The sequence below is a fragment of the Thermanaerothrix sp. genome (assembly GCF_056331585.1).
On sequence record NZ_JBWGPQ010000046.1, the window covers coordinates 1 to 15,792 of the forward strand.

The window sequence follows — 15,792 nt, forward strand, 5'->3', positions numbered from 1 at the left end:
ACCAGGGTCGCGGCGCGCAGGGCCGGATAAAGCCCAGAGATCAGCCCAATCAGGGTGGCGAAAGCCAGTGCGAACAAGGGCAACCACAGCGGAGTGAACGTGGCTGCGGTCATCGGAGGACCGCCTTGGCTCTGGCTGGAAAGATAGGTCACCGCCACCACATTTAGCATGGCACTGCCCAACCAACCGATGAGAACGCCACCTAAACCACCCAGGAAGCCGATTCCCGCCGCTTCACCCAGGAAAATGCTCAGGACGTCGCGGTTGGTCGCTCCTAATGCTTTCATCAAGCCAATCTCACGCGTACGCTCCAGGATAGCCATGGTCATGGTATTGGCAATACCGATGGCCGCCACCAGCAACGCAATCGCTCCCACCCCGCCAAAGATCAATTGCAAGACGAGATAGAAATTGTTGATCCCCTGGACAAAGGATTGGGGCGTGGAAGCCATGAACCCCATCGCATTAATTTGATCTGCTAGTTCTAGTACTTTGTCGGGATCGCGGGCACGGACGACCAGCATGTTGTAGCCCTCTCGGTTACGGTTGATGCGCTGCCCGCGCGCCCATTCCTCCCACGCGGTAGCTTCATCCATGCGCACAAATAACGCCCCATCCGCCTCGCTGCGGCTCTCGGCCAGAATGCCCACAATTCGCAGGTTGACCGTTTTGGTGATGACCTGGCCATCCTGAGTCCACTTTTGCAACACCAGGCGCACTTGCTGATTGAGCAACTCCGGCTGTGGCGGCGGCTCCTGGCCGGGACGCTGACGCGGGTCGTAGAACTGACGCGCCGCCCAACTGCCGATAATGGCCGTACCCCGTTCCAGGCGAGTCGTCCCCGCCTCGAGCGGATAGTCGAAGATCGCCAAGTCGTCAGTATCAACGGCCAATAGGGATGGATAGTTTTCCAACCGACCAACCTTGAGTACGGCGCTTACCCCCACCCAATTGCGCGGAATGACATATTCCACGCCTTCCAGAGCGCGGATTTCTTCAATGGCGGCCGGGGTGAGCAGTTTCTGCCCACTAGAAGTCCCCCCCTTTCCACCCGGTTCAATTGCGACCACCATCGGGCCACCCTCGCCCCCACCGTAATTGGGATACACCTCAATCCGGCGCAAATCGCTGATGCCCCACAACTGACTGGTGGCATTGCGCTGCAATCCCAGCCCGAGCGAGACCAATAAAATCACCGCTGCCGTGCCGATGATTACCCCCAGAGTAGTCAGGGCGACCCGGCCCTTGCGCCGTCCTAAATTATAGAGCACCAGACTGAGTAAATCACCGAAGCGCATTCTTTACTCCACACCACACTAACCTTTGCCGCCCGGCCCAACCGGCACCGGAACCGGCACCTCACCGGGGGGCATTTCAGGGCTGATCGGCGTGGGCTGAGGGCGACCACTGCCCAAACCCAAGAGGCCCTTGATGAAACGCCAGAGAACATCCCAGAAGGTCTCCGGGGCGGTAGGTTCCGCTGGCAACCCACCCTCACCGGGGAACATCGGCGTCTCCATCACCGGTGCTTCCATCACGTCCACGGTCAGGGTTTGGATAATACTGCGCGGCTGGTTGAAGTCATCCGTGTAGGTAATGGTCACCGTGATGTCCTGCGGCCCGGCCTGGTAAGGCGTGAAGTTCACATCCAGGGTGAAATAGCCGCCCGGCTCCAGTGCGCCGACCAGAGAAACATTGTTGCTCAACTCTGCATTTTCGGCGGTGACCTTCATGTTCCCCAACACAGCCGATTTGCGCCCCAGGTTAGTGACCTGTAAGGGCAACACGGCAGGCATACCGGCTTGGAAGAACCCCGGATCGCGGTAAAAGCCAACCTCTACTTGGGGCAACGAATACACGAGCAGGGTAATCACCTGGTCGTTGACCTGGCGATTGCCCTTTTCATCATCGTAGACAAAGGAGATTTTGAACGGATAAGCGCCGGGGTTGGCATTGACATTGACGATCAACTGGGTGCTGGTCTTAAGCGCCTGCCCCAGCGGCACATTGCCGAGGTAAATGATGTTAGAACTCCCTAACGGGGCAAAGGTTGAGAGGTCGCTACCGCTGGCCGAGACCCCACCCGGCGCCGGCGTGCCGCCACTATCACCGCTAAGGTTCCCTCCACCCAGGATCATCACCACATTGCGCGCGTTGCTACTACCCAGGTTCTCGATTTCCAGGTCAAGGGTGAAGATGGAGCCGGGTTGGAGCGGGTCCACATCACTGCGATAGCCCATCACAACCAATTGGGGTCGGCTGATGGCCGTCGGCGTGGCAGTCGGTCGCGCCAGGCCGGCGGCATAGGACGGCGGTTTCAGGTCAATCGTCACCGTGAGGGTCGTGGTATAGGCCGTGCCAGCGGGGTCGTTATAGGTTACATTCACCGTAATCGTCGCCAGGCTGCCGCTCAGAGTAGGGCTGGCCAGAAAACGCTGCACCACATCCAGTCGTTCCTCGGGCGCCAGACTGCTCAAGGTGCGCACACCCCCCGTGTTGAGAGGCAAAAAGCCCTCGCCGCTGAAAGTGAAGATGATATCCCGCGCGGCACTGCGCCCCACGTTGGCCATACGCAGGCGCAGGCCGAAGTCCTGCCCCGGCGCAATCGGGCCACCTTCTTCGATGCCATAGGATTCCATAACCACCAACGGGCGCCCACTAGGTGGCAAGGTCGCCGTAGGTGGAACAATGGCACGAGTGGTCAGAGCCACACTTCCCAGCCCGGTATTAGTCGTTGCCTCTAAAAACTGAACCGTGGTTACTTCGGTGGCGCCATTTGTAGTTGTAGCCGGAACTGCCACCGCTACAATGACATTCCGGCTTTCACTCGCGGCCAATGTAAACGTGAGCGGATCTGTGGTTACCGGCCAGTCATTCAAACCTTGAGTGACCACTTTGAGGCTTACATTGGTAGCACCAGTATTACTAACCGCAAGGGTATAGAAGACCACACTACCCACTTGTCCATCTTTCTGTGTAGCATCGGGCGTAATGGTGAGTGAGCCACTCTGAGCGTAAATGACATAAGCAGGTGCTAAAACCAGACCCACCAGCGCCAGAATCAAGCCCAAACGAAAGTAGTGCCAATGCTTCATCTTTCAGGTCCTCCTTGGGTAAGTGCGGCAAAATTGGCCGCGGCTTCATAGTCTTCGCGACTTACCACCCGCCCGTCCAGCAAATAGACCAAGTGAGTGGCAAAGCGGTGCATGCGGGTGTCGTGGGTTACCACGATAATGGTGTGGCCGGCGCGATGCAGTTCCGAGAGCAACTGCATGATGCTATAGCCGCTGGCCGTATCCAGGTTACCGGTTGGCTCATCGGCCAGGATGATGCGCGGTTGATGCACCAGGGCACGAGCAATGGCCACCCGCTGCTGCTGCCCGCCCGAAAGTTCGGTTGGGCGGTGGTGGGCACGGTTCTCCAGCCCCACCTGACGCAAGAGGTTGAGCGCAATCTGGCGGCGGCGCGCCGGCGGCACCCCTGAAAAACGCAATGGGAAAGCCACATTTTCCAGTGCCGTCATCGAAGAAACCAGATTGAACGCCTGGAAGATAAACCCCACCATCTTGCGCCGGTATTCAGCCAACTGATTTTCATCCAGTGTTTCCAGGCGCTGCCCGTTGACTTGAATGCTGCCCGCGGTAGGGCGATCCAATCCCCCGATCAGATGTAGCAAGGTGGATTTGCCCGAGCCAGAAGGCCCCATCACGACGGTAAAACTCCCGGCAGGGATGTCCAGATCCACCCCGGCGAGAGCCTGCACCGCCTGCTGGCGCCCCATAGGGTACACCTTGCGCAAGCCGCGGATCGTGATCAGAATGCTGTTATCCATGCGCCTGACCGACTAGAAGAAAAAAGGGCGCGTCACAAACAGATTACCCAATCGTGCCGTAAAATAGCTCGGCAGAGCCTGCAATGCTAAGGTCAGCAGAATAACAAGCAGGGCCAACCCCCAGGCTTTGACACGTTGGAGCCCCGAAAAGAGCGGCACACCCATTAACAAGAGTATAACCATCCAGAGCCAATATAGATCAATCTGAGCCAGTGTTGCCCGCGCAAAAAGGGCCAATCCGGTTGCATCGCTCGGAATGAAGCCAGAGAGACCGGGCGTGGTAATCGGTTGGCGCGTCACCACTATGGCAATACTCTGGACCAGGAAACGTAGCGCTAGCGGTACGCTGCTCCATGCCACTAAATTGAACGTGGTCACCCCGTTGCCGCGGCTGCCGCCGAGCGTCAGCGCCAGGTGGAGCAGGCTGCTTAAGATCAGCCAAGGCAGCCAGACTGCAGCCAAATTTGCCAGCGCGGGAAAGATAAAAACAAAGAGTGGATTCGCTCGCTGTTGCTGGGCCTGGAAATACTGTTGTTGCTGTTCTTGTGGCCAGTACTGAAAGTCCGGCGGAGGTTCGGGGATAATCTGCGCCTGTTGCTGGCGCACTGGTGCGCCAGCCAATGCCAGCACCAGTGCCAACAGCGTCAGCACTACCATAGGAGTGAGCCAGGTGGCATTTTCCTGCTCGCGCAAGGCAAGCAAGGTGCGGCGCGGGCGGAATAGAATACTCAGAAGAAAGGCAAAATGCCAGCGGCGGGGAGCAACGTCAGCGGGGGGCGAAAGCGTTTCGGTATCGGTCATCACATCACCTCGGAGCAGCAAAAATCTGTGTTTGCCAAACAGAGCATTCATTTTTATTTGACGTTTCCCCCCCTTTAGAAGTTCCCATATTTTATGTCCCGGGGTAATTGTAACCCTCTCTAAACAAGTTGTGTGGAAGCAAATTCTATATAGAAAGGGGCTTTCATGGGACGTGCTTTCTACTACATAATACTGCTACATTAGCGTCCTCGCTATCTCTCTTGCTTGCGAGCAATCGTTCCCCATTTGAACCCAACATTCGTAATAGCACCCAGTCTAAATAGCAGGCTAAAAGATATAGGCACTTGCCTTAAGGAATTTCTAAAGCAAGTGCCCGTGAATTACAGGGATCTAAGCAGCTTAGCTAGCAGGTACTTCTATGCTGAATTCAAAGGGACCAATCGTATGGCTTGCCGGGACGGGCTCTAACACCTGGCTTCCATTTACATCGGGCGGCACATAAGAAGGAACGACGACCTCTTGCACATAGACCTCAAAGTGCAACCGTTTAGGAGGGAAGGGACATTTATTCCTAAAAATCGCGAGATAGCCGGTTTCCCGTGCCGGAAGGTTGAGGTGAAGGAAACGGGTATCCTCATCAAATCCATAGGTGCCATCCCAGATATAGCATGTCGTTCCAAGCAGACGTTCATCGCGGGGCTCATAACGTTGCCCGGATGGGCTCTGAACGGCATATTCGAGAATGAGGTACTCGTTGTTACTATGGACCACGGCCAAGGTAACGGTCACATCTTGGATTGTCTGGGATTTGTTGAGTTGAATTCCCTTGTCCAAATCAATTGTCCTCACACGCTCGTCTCGCTCAATAATGCGAGCGATAAAGGAAGCCGCAGCCTGTGCATTGGTCAGGCCGAGCATCAGCCCTATCAGCAGGATAACCCCGGCAACGATGGGAATCGACCAACCTCGTAATGCCACCATGGTACTCCTCTTGAGACGATCCAGAATAGGACGGGAACTCAAACGATCACGAATGCGGGGCCACAAGTCAGCCGTTTCAGGAATCCCCTGTTCCGCCAGCTCAGAGAGTACCTTTCCAAGTGGTGATCCTCTCTCTTCCATAAAAACCTCCTTCTTTCTCTACGATTGTAGTAGATGACGCAGGAACTTACGCGCCATGTGAAGCCGCCACTTAATGGTCCCTAGGGGCGATTGGGCGCGAGAGGCAATTTCGACCTCGCTTAGACCCAGGTAGTAACGTTGAACCAGGGCTGCACGCTGATCCACATCAAGCCTACCTAACGCCAGCCATAGGGCCTGTAACAAATCGGCGCGCTCGATGTTTTCTTCCAAAGTGCGAATATCAGGCCCTGGGTTTCGAGTAAGCCTTTGATAACCTTCCTCTCCCCAGAAAACGTGACGCTTGCGCTGACCGACAGCGCGCCGCGCCATGTTAATCACAATCTTAAGAAACCACGGCTCAAAGGCCCGCGTGGAGTCAAACTGGTGAATACAGTCAAAAACACGCAAGAAGGCCTCTTCAACAATATCCTCGGCTAACTGGCGGTCACGCACGATAAGATAGGCCACACGTAGGGCCTTGATCTGGTAACGTTTGACCAACAGCTCCAAACCATTGATATCGCCTCTCTTCAAGCATTCAAGGGCTTCAGTTTCTTCCACGCGGTGTGCTCCTTCTAAAAGATGTTTCTATAAATTAATATCCCTAACCAAACAAAAGGTTGGGAAAAACCATGAAAAACGAGAGGGCACAAGCGTTCCAGCGCCCTCTCGGGTAAACAATCAGTGCTTGATCAATACGGCTCAGGCCTTACTTAATCGCTGAAACTGCGTCAACATCTGCTCCACCGTCAGCGTGCCCGGGTCGAACCCCAAATGTTGGCAGCGCTGGGCCAATTGAGTGATCTGCGGGGGTTCCAGATGCGTCCTGGCCAAAACCTCGGTCTGTTTGAATACCTCGGCGGTCGGCCCATCGGCCAATACCTGCCCCAGCCCCATCACCACCACACGGCGGGCATAGTGCGCGACAATGGGCATATCATGAGTGATGATGATAATGGTATGACCGTGATTCTCGTTAAGGTCTTTAAGAAAATCCATGATCTCAAAAGATTGGCGTGAATCCTGGCCGGTGGTGGGTTCATCTACAATGATCACCTTGGGGCGCAGTGCCAAAATGGAGGCAATTGCCACCCGCTGGCGCAGTCCCTTGGAAAGGAAGAAAGGATGCGAATCAAAGTAGGCCTCTGCCAGGCCAACCACCCGCGCGGCTTCAATCACCCGTTCTTTGACCTCAGCCTCGGGTAAAAGGATGTTACGCGGTCCGTAAGCAATCTCATCCCAGCAGGTGCTGTTAAAGAGTTGATGATCCGGGTTTTGGAACACATAACCCACCCGTTTGACCATTTGCACGATGGGGGTGGTTTTAGAATTCAGCCCATCCACAATCACATCACCCCGGGTGGGTTTGAGTAAACCGTTCAGGCACTTTGAAAGGGTGGTTTTTCCGGATCCATTTTGCCCGATGAGCGCGATAAACTCACCCTCATAGATGTCGAGATTCACATCGGCGAGAGCACGCGTGCCATCCGGGTAGTCATAAGTGAGGTTAATAACGCGAATATAGGGTTGTGGTGCGTTCATGGTCACCTTTTGATCAACGTGTGGAATGATGAGGCATCAATATCGCCTCCAACTTAGCCGCGGCCTCATCCAGGGTAATTGGGAGGTCGCCGTCGTACCATCCTCTTTGGACTAAACGGTAAAAGAACTGCATCGCCTCCGGTGGGTAGATCCCCTTCTCCAGCAAAAAGGCAATTTCCTGGAAAAATTCGCGCGTCGGTGCTTGTAAAGCGACTTTGCCTTCCGAAAGCAGGATCATGCGATCGGCGAGCGGGATCAGGTTCTCCAGGCTGTGCTCGATGACGATAACCGTATTGTGCTGTTCTTGTTTTAGCCGCCCCAGAACCTCAAAGATGCGCTTGCGACTGATCGGGTCAAGCATAGAGGTGGGCTCATCCAACACCATCACCTTGGGCATCATTGCGAGCACGGCTGCTAGTGCTACACGCTGTTTCTGCCCTCCGGAAATTTCATAGGGGGGTTTGAGGAGTAGGGGTTTGAGCGCCGTCAGTTCGGTCACCCACTCCAAGCGTTCGCGAATCTCGGGAATGCTTAAGCCGAGGTTTTCCAACCCGAATACCAGTTCGTCTTCAACTGTCATGGCGGTAAATTGGGCTTCGGGATCGGAAAACACCACCCCCACCTGACGCTGCAACTGGCCACGCGGGTAATCCTCGACCTCTTTGCCCATCACCTTGACCGTGCCCTGCTTAACCCCGTGGTATTGACCGGGAATCAAACCATCCATAGAAAGCGCCAGGGTGGTTTTTCCTGCCCCATTCGGGCCGATAATTCCCACAAATTCACCCTCATAAATATCCAGGCTGATCGCATCCAGGGCAGGCTTTTCGGTATTCAGATACTGCCAAGTGTAATCACGGATTTCGATGATCGCCGACACCATAGCCTCCTTCAAGACAAGACAGCGTGCAACCACCGGATAAACCAGGAATCATCCAAACCGAAGTAGTTTAACCCATAGCGCGCCACCAGAAGCGCCACAAACGCCAGAGTAATAAGGGCGGTAAAGACCGCATCATGAGGTTTGAAGGAATAATGGGTCAAAATATAATCGGCTCGCTTGACACGGCTCGCCTCACCAGTGAAGGCATAACCCCGTGCTACCAGCGCATTGGTGAATTCCTCGGAACGGCGTAACGAAAGCGCAAATAAGGGAATCATATACATAATGTACTTACGAATCTTATAAGTAAGTGGTTTACCGGTCGTGTCAAACCCGCGGGCTTGCTCGGCTTGGCGGACGATTTGAAAATCTTCTAACACCATTCCGGCCGCGCGCAAGGCCATGGCAAAAATGTAGGTCACCACGAAGGGCAAGCGGATGGTGCGCATGGCGACAATGATGTCGCGCTCGCGCGACGTGCTGAGAAAGAACACCATCGTAGCAATCATGGGTAAAATGCGGAAATATACGACCAGCGCATCCCGCACCCGTTCCCAATAAATCGGCAGGCCAAACAGGTTAAAGATGACCTGAAACTCCGGATGGCGTCCCCCTAGGATGGTGTAGGAAATTAAGATGATGCTCCCCATTGAAATCGCCACCGGGATATAAATGCGCACAATCCGAATATCCACACGGCTGATCACCATAAGCGCCAGAATAAATACCAAAAGGAAAAAATTCCATTCTGGCGCCGCTACAAACATGGGAAACAGACTAACGATGAGCAAGAAATATAACTTGACGAAGGGATGTACGGCGTAAATCGGTGACTCTTTGGGCACATAGCCCAGCATGGTTTTATTCATAAGCCTTCTCGCCTTTCGACATGAATGCGTCTCAATAGACGGGATGGGGCATCCCCTGCCCCATCCCGTGTCTGCCGCAAACGGCAACCGACTAAGCCCACCACCGCTTCACGAACGCCGGGGTGCGAATGACCACCCCCGAAAGCGCTTTAAGCAGGATGAAATTGAAAACGATGCCCGCAACCATGTTGCCGCCGAACCACCCCCACACAAACAGCGGCACCGATTCGGTGGTCAGCAAGCCAAAGCCGCGCAGCACAACCAATGGTGACCACAGCGCACCGAAGGCGTTCGCGACCAACATTGAAAGGAAGAGGATGAGGTAATCACGACCGCTCTTCAGGCGCGGGTCGGCCTTGAAATAGCGAAACGCCCAGGCTGGGAGGAACGCCTGCACCGCATTGGCCGGCACATAACCCAGTGAGACGTAAAATGGCGTGCCGGCAATCGCATTGGAGAAGAAGGGGAAAATCGCACCGGCCAGCACACCCCAACCGCCGAACCAGATACCACCGACCTGCTGCACGGCGATGCCGGTCCAGAAGAAATTAACCCCAAAGCCAAGAGGGAAAGAAATACTACCAAAGGCACCGACGACGAAACCAATGCCGATCAGCAGGGCCAAAATGACAATATGAATAACGCCCACCGAACGGCGTTCACCGGGCTGAACCGTCCAGATTTGTTCAGTCGTTAAGTCCTTGGGAGAAGCCGTAGCCATGGAATACCTCCTGAAAAGTATGGGTTTGTTCAGGTCACGAAAGAATGACCAGGTGGGAACCATGAGAGGACAATGATCAAAGGGAAGAGAAAAGGCTAGAATAGGGACTGATTGAATTATTGTTGGCGCCGCACCACCTCCTCCGGGGTTGAGGATGGGTATGAAAATGTACTCGCTCTTCCCCCTTTAGGATATTATAGAAAACTTTACCCGGTATTTCAAGCAGTGAATGTCAGATGTCTGACGAAGGGATGACATGTATCCCGAAACCCGGACTCCGCTAATAGGTTTTGGAAAAGGTTATACATCCTGTACTTCATAACCAGTAAGTTGAGAAAATAAAACTATGCAATATACCTCATGGTTCTATCCCATGCATCTAGCCCTGCTGGCAGTGGGCGAGAATTTTATACCCATCGCCTGGTGGACGCCCATCTCAAAAACCCCGTTCCGGTTTCTTTTCGCCGTAGATAAGAAAAATTACACACTAACCCTTTTACGCGAGAAGGGCGAAGCGGCATTGTGTTTTCTACCGTGGGAAGAACGTGCCTGGATAGTCCAGGCTGGATATTTAAGTGGTCGCCAAGTTTCCAAAGCCCAACATTTGGGTATTTCACTTCGCCCCGCGCGACACCTGGTAACCACAAAACTGCCCGAGCATTCCCTCGCCGTTTTTGAACTTCGGGTGCATGAATTGCCATTGGAAGGGGATCATATTGTGTTTATAGGGGATGTGATTCATGCCGAAGGGGAACCGGAGGCCAAGGAGCGCCCCATTCTCTTCCTGGGGTTTCATGACTTTGCCACGCTGGGTGAGCGGTGGCGGTTTAAGCCAAGACCAAAAAGGCGAAAAAAAAATCCCTTGACGCTTCGCGCCCATAGTATAATCTAAACAAGGTAACGGTTACTTATAGGCAAAATCTGTTGGGAGGCAGCGATGGCGGAACGGCGATGGGAAGTTTTAAAGGTGAAGTTTTGTGAGCGGGCCGGGTGCGAGGTAGCCCTGGAAGCCCAGATGGCCTACCCCTCCGAGGTGTTGCCGGATCAGCCCCCACGATTGATCTCCAAGCGCTGCTCGCGCGGTCTGGAATGCAACTTCTGGGATCATATGACCTGCGTGTGGGCGGGCACCAACCCGCTTTACGATCCTTTCGAACAAAACCCCTAACTGATAAAAGGCTACTCCACACTACCCCTCATCCCGAGGGGTTTTCTGCTTTAATCCGCCTATAAATTTGCTCTCTATACTGCAGGACGGATCATTCACCTTTTTCATTCACCCCGTTGCTACATTCTATGCTATGATTTAGTAAGGAAAACAACCGATAACCGACCTCGAAGAACATAGGAGATGGAGGTCACAATGCCCAAAACCTTTGAACAGATTCTGAGTGAATTAGCGGTACCATTTCATAGCACCTCCATTGAATGGAAACCGCAAGCCCTGAGCGCGGATAAGAAGCGCGCCCTGGCCGCCGCCTACGTGGATATGCGCGATTATGAAGACCGCCTGGATAAGGTCTTTCCCCAATGGACCTCCTCGGTGCAATTCGTGATGACCGAGAAGAAGGTGGCGGCTATTGTCTCCCTGACCATTGCCGGGATCACCCGGGTCAACGTAGGTGAGGCCTCCCTGGACGATGAGAACGCCTTCACCACAGCCTACGCCCAGGGATTTAAGCGGGCCTGCTCCGATTTCGGCCTCGGGCGCTATCTCTATCGCCTGCCTCAAGTGTGGTGCGACTACGATGAGAAACGGCACGCGATCATCAGCGCCCCCGAATTGCCAGATTGGGCACGCCATCCCGATGAACTGACCGCCCCTGAAGTCGTGCCCGAAGCCATGCCCGCGGAGGTTGCAGAGACCCCGGCAGGCGCAGTGCTACCCCCTCAAGAGGAGGTAATTCCCTTCGGGCGCTACAAGGGCAAACGTCTGGGTGAAGTGGATGCTGGCTGGCTGAAGTGGCTGGCGCAGGTCTTCCGCCCGCGCACTCCGGCCGAGGAACGTCTGCAAGCCGCCGCGCGCGAGATCTTAGAGAGTGAGAAACCGGCTGAAAAGTAGCAACATTGGCGTCTAGTCCAAATAACGCGACCGATCCAGCAACTCGCGCAGGCGTTCCTCCTCACTCCGAGGTGAAACAACCCCCGGCGCGGAGGGTGCAGCTTGCTGGCGTTCGGCCTGCTCAGCCGCCGCCAACTCTGCTGGCGTGGCGCGGCGCATCACGCTCCATCGCCCACACGCCTCACAGCGGTCCAGGCGGCCCACCCCAAGGGTGATAGACCACAGGTGCAAGGGGGTCGCCCGCTTACAGTGCGGGCAAATGGCACCGCCAACCAGACCGTACTTTCGCGGCGCACCCAGGGGCAGGGGTTGGCTCGACTTGCGGCCCAAGAGGAGGAATTGTAAACCCATCCCCAGTGCCATCAGCCCCAGCACACCCCCTAGCAGGGGCACCAGTATGCGCACCATGGCCTGACGCTCGACCTCAGCACTGACGAATTCAATGCGCCGCGTGGGGGTATAAAACACCTGTCCATCGGCGGTCACAACCTCGGCACTCAGTTCGTGCCACCCCAGGGGATAATTGCCGGTGTTAAAGCGAAACCGAAACGGCGGCGTGTTGAGGGTGGCCATAGGCTGACCGTCCATCAAGAATGTGACCTGGCTGACGCCGCTTTCCGGCACCAGACTTAACGTGAAATCGCCGCGAATCTGGCTGCCCCCACCATAACCAAAGTTACGTCGTAGCCCCAAACGATAAGACGTCACCGGTGGGGTCGCCGTAGCTGCCATGATGCCCAGCGCAACAAGCAGGCTAAAAAGCACGTACCATTTACGCAACGTCCAAACCGGCTTCATGGGTGACCTCCCGGCTTAGCGCCAACGGGTTAGGATTGTCTCGCGCTGGAACAACCGCGCTCCCAGATAGATCAGAGCGACATCCAGCACAAGCAGAACAGCAATCATGATCAACATCAGCGAAGGGCTGAGGATGATAAAGCCGATAATCTGGGCGAAGAAGAGCGCCAGCAAGGGCACGATTAATACCGCCGCCAGTTGCTCGGCCACGCGGGGGTCGTTAACGCGCGAAGAGACCATCAGCGCAAAATTCACTGCCGCCACGGCCATCAGCGGCGCAGCGACAAAAATGCCCAACAACCAGGTCGGGCCCAGCGCATGGGCGCGTGCTGCCTCACCCGCCCCCACCAGCGGCAGCGCCAACAAAAAGATACCGAAACACACCCAGGTAGCCGCGAGCGCTGGGATCACTGCCGCCAGGGCCTTCCCAGCCAGCAACGTCTCCGTGGTAATCGGCGTTGCCAGCAAGGGCTCCAGGCTGCGGGTGGTTTTCTCGCCCACCACGCTATACGCCGCAATAGTGATCGGGATGATCAGCGGCATCATCATGTACAGCAGCATGAACTGGTCAATCACATAGATTTGTAAACAATCACGCGCCGGGAGGGTACCACAGGCCAGCAGGAACGCTTCTGGCACATCGGCGGCATCGGCCCCTTCGGGCACTGCCCCGGTCATAAAATGCAAACTGATCAGGGGAAGAGCCGTAAACAACAGTGGCATGAACACCAGGGTAAAAAAGACGATTTTGTTCTTAAAAACTTCCGCCCATTCTTTATCAATGATTGTGAGCAGGTGATGCATGGCTACTCTCCCAACCCTTGCAACGTGCGCAGGTAAACGTCTTCCAGCGTGTGACGTAACTCACCCACAAATTGAATCTCTGCCCCCGCTTCTACCAGGCGGCGTACCAACACAGGGTTCTGTTCTTCGGGGTTCGGCAACCCTACGACGATGCGGTTCTCCAAGGTGCTCACCTCTTCCACAAAGGGGAAGGAACGTAGCAACTCCACCCACTGCGGCTGCACCTGGCGCAGATGGAAAACCACTTTTCGCCCAAACAAACGCTTACGCAGGTTTTCAGGGGTATCCACAGCGATCAGGCGCGTCTTGAAAATGGCCACCCGATGGCACAACCGTTCAGCCTCATCCAGGTTGTGGGTACAGAGGACAATGGTCCGTCCTTCCGACTCCAATTCCTCGATGAAATCGCGCACCAGCTTCGCCGCCTCAGGATCCAGCCCGCTGGTTGGCTCATCCAGGAAGAGCACCTGCGGTTCGTGCAGAAGTGCGCGGGCGATCGCCAGTTTTTGGCGCATACCTTTGGAAAAACTTCCCACCGGATCGGCACGGCGCTCCCACAATCCCAACATGCGCAGATATTTCTCGACCTGGCCTTTAACATCGCGGACGTTGTAAAGGCGGGCGTAGATGGTCAAATTCTTCTCGGCCGAGAGGGCTTCGTACATACCCGGCGCCTCGGTCAGCAGTCCCACCGATTGGCGAATTTGGCGATCGTCCCGTCCCACCTTCCAGGGTCCAATAAAGGCCTGTCCTGCGGTAGGCGCGATGAGGGTGGTCAACATGCGCACGGTGGTGGTTTTACCCGCGCCGTTCGGACCTAGTAAACCAAATACTTCACCGGGATGAATGTCCAGGTTGAGCTCCTCCACCGCCACAATGGGGAGTTGATTACGGCGGGTGTTAAAGATTTTGGTCAGATTCTCGGTAATGATCCTCATGAGGGTTCTTTTCTCCTCCCAACGCCATCTCAGAATTAGAAGTGATCTCCAAAGGCATCAAGATCGTCGCAAACAGGCGTGGAATACGACCAGGTGCGGCTTGGTTGTGGGCAAAGGGAAGCAAGGCATGATTGAGCGCCCGCACGAAGTCCTGAAACTCGGCCTCATTCAAGAAAAACACGTGTTGATGAAATCCCACCCCATCGGCTTGCAAATCCGGGGCAGGGCGAGCTGCCAAGTAACGGGCATAATCCCCGAGCAGGCTGCTCAGAAAGGTCACAAAGAACTCGAGGTGTTCCTCGCGGCTCAGGTGAGCCATAGTGGCTTGATCCAGAATCAACTGTTCGGTCGCCAGGGTGTACGATTTTTCCACCGTGCCCCGCACGGCACGCTGCCCCACCACTCGCACCAGGCCGCCTTCTTCCAGACGTCTCAAATGGCGGTAGAGGGTGGGACGCGAGACCTCAGGAATGGCGGCCTGCAAGTCGTCCACCGTGCGCTCACCTTTGACCAATTCCAGGATCAAGCGCAGGCGCACCGGATGCAACACCAGTTCGAGACGGTTACGCCACGCCATCGTCCGGCCAACGCACAAAGAAGAAAAGATAAACTGCAATAAGCAACCACCCGGCGGAGCCGATCAGCGCCACCGGAAGAGGCCCCAACACCGGGTTGGGCTGTCCCCGCACCGCCAGCAGGGCCAGTCCACTGATGCCGTTGATCACGGCATGAGCGATCACCGCCGGCCAGACGCTCCGCCCGCGCAGGGTAATCCAGGCGAAAAAAACACCCAGCAACACGCATGCCCAGGTCATGGTGAGGATTCCCAGCCAGGGAAAACCGGGATAATCCAGGCCATAATTGTGCCCCATGGCGATCACCGGTGCATGCCACACGCCCCAGATGATCCCACTGAGCAAAGCAGCACGGCGGGGACCCAGGGGCAAGAGTTTTTGCAACAGGTAGGCCCGCCAACCAAATTCCTCGCCAAACGTGAAGAGGCTATTTATAATCGTGGCGATCAGCATGGCTTGCACCATCATCAGGCCAGCCAAGAGCCAGGGATTAAGCGTCGCCAGAGGACCGCTACCCGCTAAGGCCACCCGCAGTTGCAGTAAGTCCGGATCAAAATACTGCGGAAAGAGCGCGAAGAACACGGCGGCCCCGACCAGTGTTGCCAAAAGTGGAGTAAACCAAGCGATCAACCAGGTGCGCCAAGCGGTCCGAAAACGAGGCCGCAGCCACAGGTCATGCCAACCCTCACGGGTCACCAGGCGCGTGAGCACGTGCGCCAGTGCCGGGGCCCCCATGTAACCGGTGGCGATGAGCACTACCGCCAGATTAAGCCCACCGGGTAGCGATGGACTATGGACCAGACCACCGGTCAAGGCCACCACACCACCCACGGCCCAGGCCAACCCAAAGGCAAAGAGGATGAAAATAAAGACCCGTCGACGAT

Annotated in this window: 18 protein-coding genes; 3 read left to right on the top strand and 15 right to left on the bottom strand. The window is 55.6% G+C overall.

What is annotated here, in order from left to right; all coding sequences use genetic code 11:
* The 10 genes from AC01YT_RS12385 to AC01YT_RS12430 all read right to left on the bottom strand — a co-directional run.
* Nucleotides 1-1,298 (bottom strand): ABC transporter permease (locus AC01YT_RS12385; RefSeq protein ID WP_476675862.1); only part of this gene is annotated, 1,298 nt, incomplete at its 3' end.
* An 18-nt stretch (nucleotides 1,299-1,316) separates the two neighbouring features.
* On the bottom strand, nucleotides 1,317-3,095 hold the full coding sequence (locus AC01YT_RS12390; protein ID WP_476675864.1) for a COG1361 S-layer family protein: 1,779 nt from the start codon (nucleotides 3,093-3,095) through the stop codon (nucleotides 1,317-1,319).
* Nucleotides 3,092-3,832 carry an ABC transporter ATP-binding protein gene (locus tag AC01YT_RS12395; protein ID WP_476675866.1) on the bottom strand — a complete coding sequence of 247 codons (741 nt, stop codon included), beginning with the start codon at nucleotides 3,830-3,832 and terminating at the stop codon, nucleotides 3,092-3,094. Before AC01YT_RS12395 ends, AC01YT_RS12390 begins: the two co-directional genes overlap by 4 nt.
* Nucleotides 3,833-3,844: 12 nt before the next feature.
* Complete coding sequence (locus AC01YT_RS12400; RefSeq protein ID WP_476675868.1) at nucleotides 3,845-4,633, bottom strand: YIP1 family protein; 789 nt, start codon at nucleotides 4,631-4,633, stop codon at nucleotides 3,845-3,847.
* Nucleotides 4,634-4,993: 360 nt separating this feature from the next.
* Nucleotides 4,994-5,716: a hypothetical protein gene (locus tag AC01YT_RS12405; RefSeq protein ID WP_476675870.1), complete on the bottom strand. Its 723-nt coding sequence runs from the start codon at nucleotides 5,714-5,716 to the stop codon at nucleotides 4,994-4,996.
* 18 nt (nucleotides 5,717-5,734) lie between these two features.
* Complete coding sequence (locus AC01YT_RS12410) at nucleotides 5,735-6,277, bottom strand: RNA polymerase sigma factor (protein WP_476675872.1); 543 nt, start codon at nucleotides 6,275-6,277, stop codon at nucleotides 5,735-5,737.
* A gap of 141 nt (nucleotides 6,278-6,418) precedes the next feature.
* Nucleotides 6,419-7,258 (bottom strand): energy-coupling factor ABC transporter ATP-binding protein, encoded by an 840-nt coding sequence (locus tag AC01YT_RS12415; protein ID WP_476675874.1) that lies wholly within the window; start codon nucleotides 7,256-7,258, stop codon nucleotides 6,419-6,421.
* Nucleotides 7,259-7,271: 13 nt separating this feature from the next.
* Nucleotides 7,272-8,138 carry an energy-coupling factor ABC transporter ATP-binding protein gene (locus AC01YT_RS12420; RefSeq protein WP_476675876.1) on the bottom strand — a complete coding sequence of 289 codons (867 nt, stop codon included), beginning with the start codon at nucleotides 8,136-8,138 and terminating at the stop codon, nucleotides 7,272-7,274.
* An 11-nt stretch (nucleotides 8,139-8,149) separates the two neighbouring features.
* Nucleotides 8,150-9,010, bottom strand: coding sequence for an energy-coupling factor transporter transmembrane component T family protein (locus AC01YT_RS12425; protein WP_476675878.1), 861 nt, complete (start codon nucleotides 9,008-9,010; stop codon nucleotides 8,150-8,152).
* 91 nt (nucleotides 9,011-9,101) lie between these two features.
* Entirely contained in the window at nucleotides 9,102-9,731 is a 630-nt protein-coding gene (locus AC01YT_RS12430) for a hypothetical protein (protein ID WP_476675880.1), read from the bottom strand.
* Between the two features lie 346 nt (nucleotides 9,732-10,077).
* Between AC01YT_RS12430 and AC01YT_RS12435 the strand changes: the two genes are divergently transcribed.
* The 3 genes from AC01YT_RS12435 (at nucleotide 10,078) to AC01YT_RS12445 (ending at nucleotide 11,793) form a co-directional block, all read left to right on the top strand.
* Nucleotides 10,078-10,623: a flavin reductase family protein gene (locus AC01YT_RS12435; protein ID WP_476675882.1), complete on the top strand. Its 546-nt coding sequence runs from the start codon at nucleotides 10,078-10,080 to the stop codon at nucleotides 10,621-10,623.
* A 45-nt stretch (nucleotides 10,624-10,668) separates the two neighbouring features.
* Complete coding sequence (locus AC01YT_RS12440) at nucleotides 10,669-10,899, top strand: hypothetical protein (RefSeq protein WP_476675884.1); 231 nt, start codon at nucleotides 10,669-10,671, stop codon at nucleotides 10,897-10,899.
* Nucleotides 10,900-11,094: 195 nt separating this feature from the next.
* Nucleotides 11,095-11,793: a Rad52/Rad22 family DNA repair protein gene (locus AC01YT_RS12445; protein WP_476675886.1), complete on the top strand. Its 699-nt coding sequence runs from the start codon at nucleotides 11,095-11,097 to the stop codon at nucleotides 11,791-11,793.
* 12 nt (nucleotides 11,794-11,805) lie between these two features.
* On the opposite strand, the gene AC01YT_RS12450 is transcribed toward AC01YT_RS12445, so the two are convergent.
* From AC01YT_RS12450 to AC01YT_RS12470, 5 genes are all read right to left on the bottom strand, one after another.
* The gene (locus AC01YT_RS12450; protein ID WP_476675888.1) at nucleotides 11,806-12,591 is read right to left on the bottom strand and encodes a hypothetical protein; all 786 of its coding nucleotides are present in this window, start codon (nucleotides 12,589-12,591) and stop codon (nucleotides 11,806-11,808) included.
* Nucleotides 12,592-12,606: 15 nt separating this feature from the next.
* Entirely contained in the window at nucleotides 12,607-13,395 is a 789-nt protein-coding gene (locus AC01YT_RS12455) for an ABC transporter permease subunit (protein ID WP_476675890.1), read from the bottom strand.
* A 2-nt stretch (nucleotides 13,396-13,397) separates the two neighbouring features.
* The gene (locus AC01YT_RS12460; protein ID WP_476675892.1) at nucleotides 13,398-14,333 is read right to left on the bottom strand and encodes an ABC transporter ATP-binding protein; all 936 of its coding nucleotides are present in this window, start codon (nucleotides 14,331-14,333) and stop codon (nucleotides 13,398-13,400) included.
* Entirely contained in the window at nucleotides 14,296-14,910 is a 615-nt protein-coding gene (locus tag AC01YT_RS12465) for a helix-turn-helix domain-containing protein (protein WP_476675894.1), read from the bottom strand. Before AC01YT_RS12465 ends, AC01YT_RS12460 begins: the two co-directional genes overlap by 38 nt.
* The coding region (locus AC01YT_RS12470) for a lysostaphin resistance A-like protein (protein ID WP_476675896.1) at nucleotides 14,897-15,792 on the bottom strand (896 nt) is incomplete at its 5' end. The genes AC01YT_RS12465 and AC01YT_RS12470, both read right to left, overlap by 14 nt.

Bases quoted from the DNA above. Each gene is read 5' to 3' on its own strand.
- AC01YT_RS12390 (WP_476675864.1), bottom strand. From the start codon at position 3,095: ATGAAGCATTGGCACTACTTTCGTTTGGGCTTGATTCTGGCGCTGGTG.
- AC01YT_RS12395 (WP_476675866.1), bottom strand. From the start codon at position 3,832: ATGGATAACAGCATTCTGATCACGATCCGCGGCTTGCGCAAGGTGTAC.
- AC01YT_RS12400 (WP_476675868.1), bottom strand. From the start codon at position 4,633: ATGACCGATACCGAAACGCTTTCGCCCCCCGCTGACGTTGCTCCCCGC.
- AC01YT_RS12405 (WP_476675870.1), bottom strand. From the start codon at position 5,716: ATGGAAGAGAGAGGATCACCACTTGGAAAGGTACTCTCTGAGCTGGCG.
- AC01YT_RS12415 (WP_476675874.1), bottom strand. From the start codon at position 7,258: ATGAACGCACCACAACCCTATATTCGCGTTATTAACCTCACTTATGAC.
- AC01YT_RS12425 (WP_476675878.1), bottom strand. From the start codon at position 9,010: ATGAATAAAACCATGCTGGGCTATGTGCCCAAAGAGTCACCGATTTAC.
- AC01YT_RS12430 (WP_476675880.1), bottom strand. From the start codon at position 9,731: ATGGCTACGGCTTCTCCCAAGGACTTAACGACTGAACAAATCTGGACG.
- AC01YT_RS12435 (WP_476675882.1), top strand. From the start codon at position 10,078: ATGCAATATACCTCATGGTTCTATCCCATGCATCTAGCCCTGCTGGCA.
- AC01YT_RS12440 (WP_476675884.1), top strand. From the start codon at position 10,669: ATGGCGGAACGGCGATGGGAAGTTTTAAAGGTGAAGTTTTGTGAGCGG.
- AC01YT_RS12445 (WP_476675886.1), top strand. From the start codon at position 11,095: ATGCCCAAAACCTTTGAACAGATTCTGAGTGAATTAGCGGTACCATTT.
- AC01YT_RS12450 (WP_476675888.1), bottom strand. From the start codon at position 12,591: ATGAAGCCGGTTTGGACGTTGCGTAAATGGTACGTGCTTTTTAGCCTG.
- AC01YT_RS12455 (WP_476675890.1), bottom strand. From the start codon at position 13,395: ATGCATCACCTGCTCACAATCATTGATAAAGAATGGGCGGAAGTTTTT.
- AC01YT_RS12460 (WP_476675892.1), bottom strand. From the start codon at position 14,333: ATGAGGATCATTACCGAGAATCTGACCAAAATCTTTAACACCCGCCGT.
- AC01YT_RS12465 (WP_476675894.1), bottom strand. From the start codon at position 14,910: ATGGCGTGGCGTAACCGTCTCGAACTGGTGTTGCATCCGGTGCGCCTG.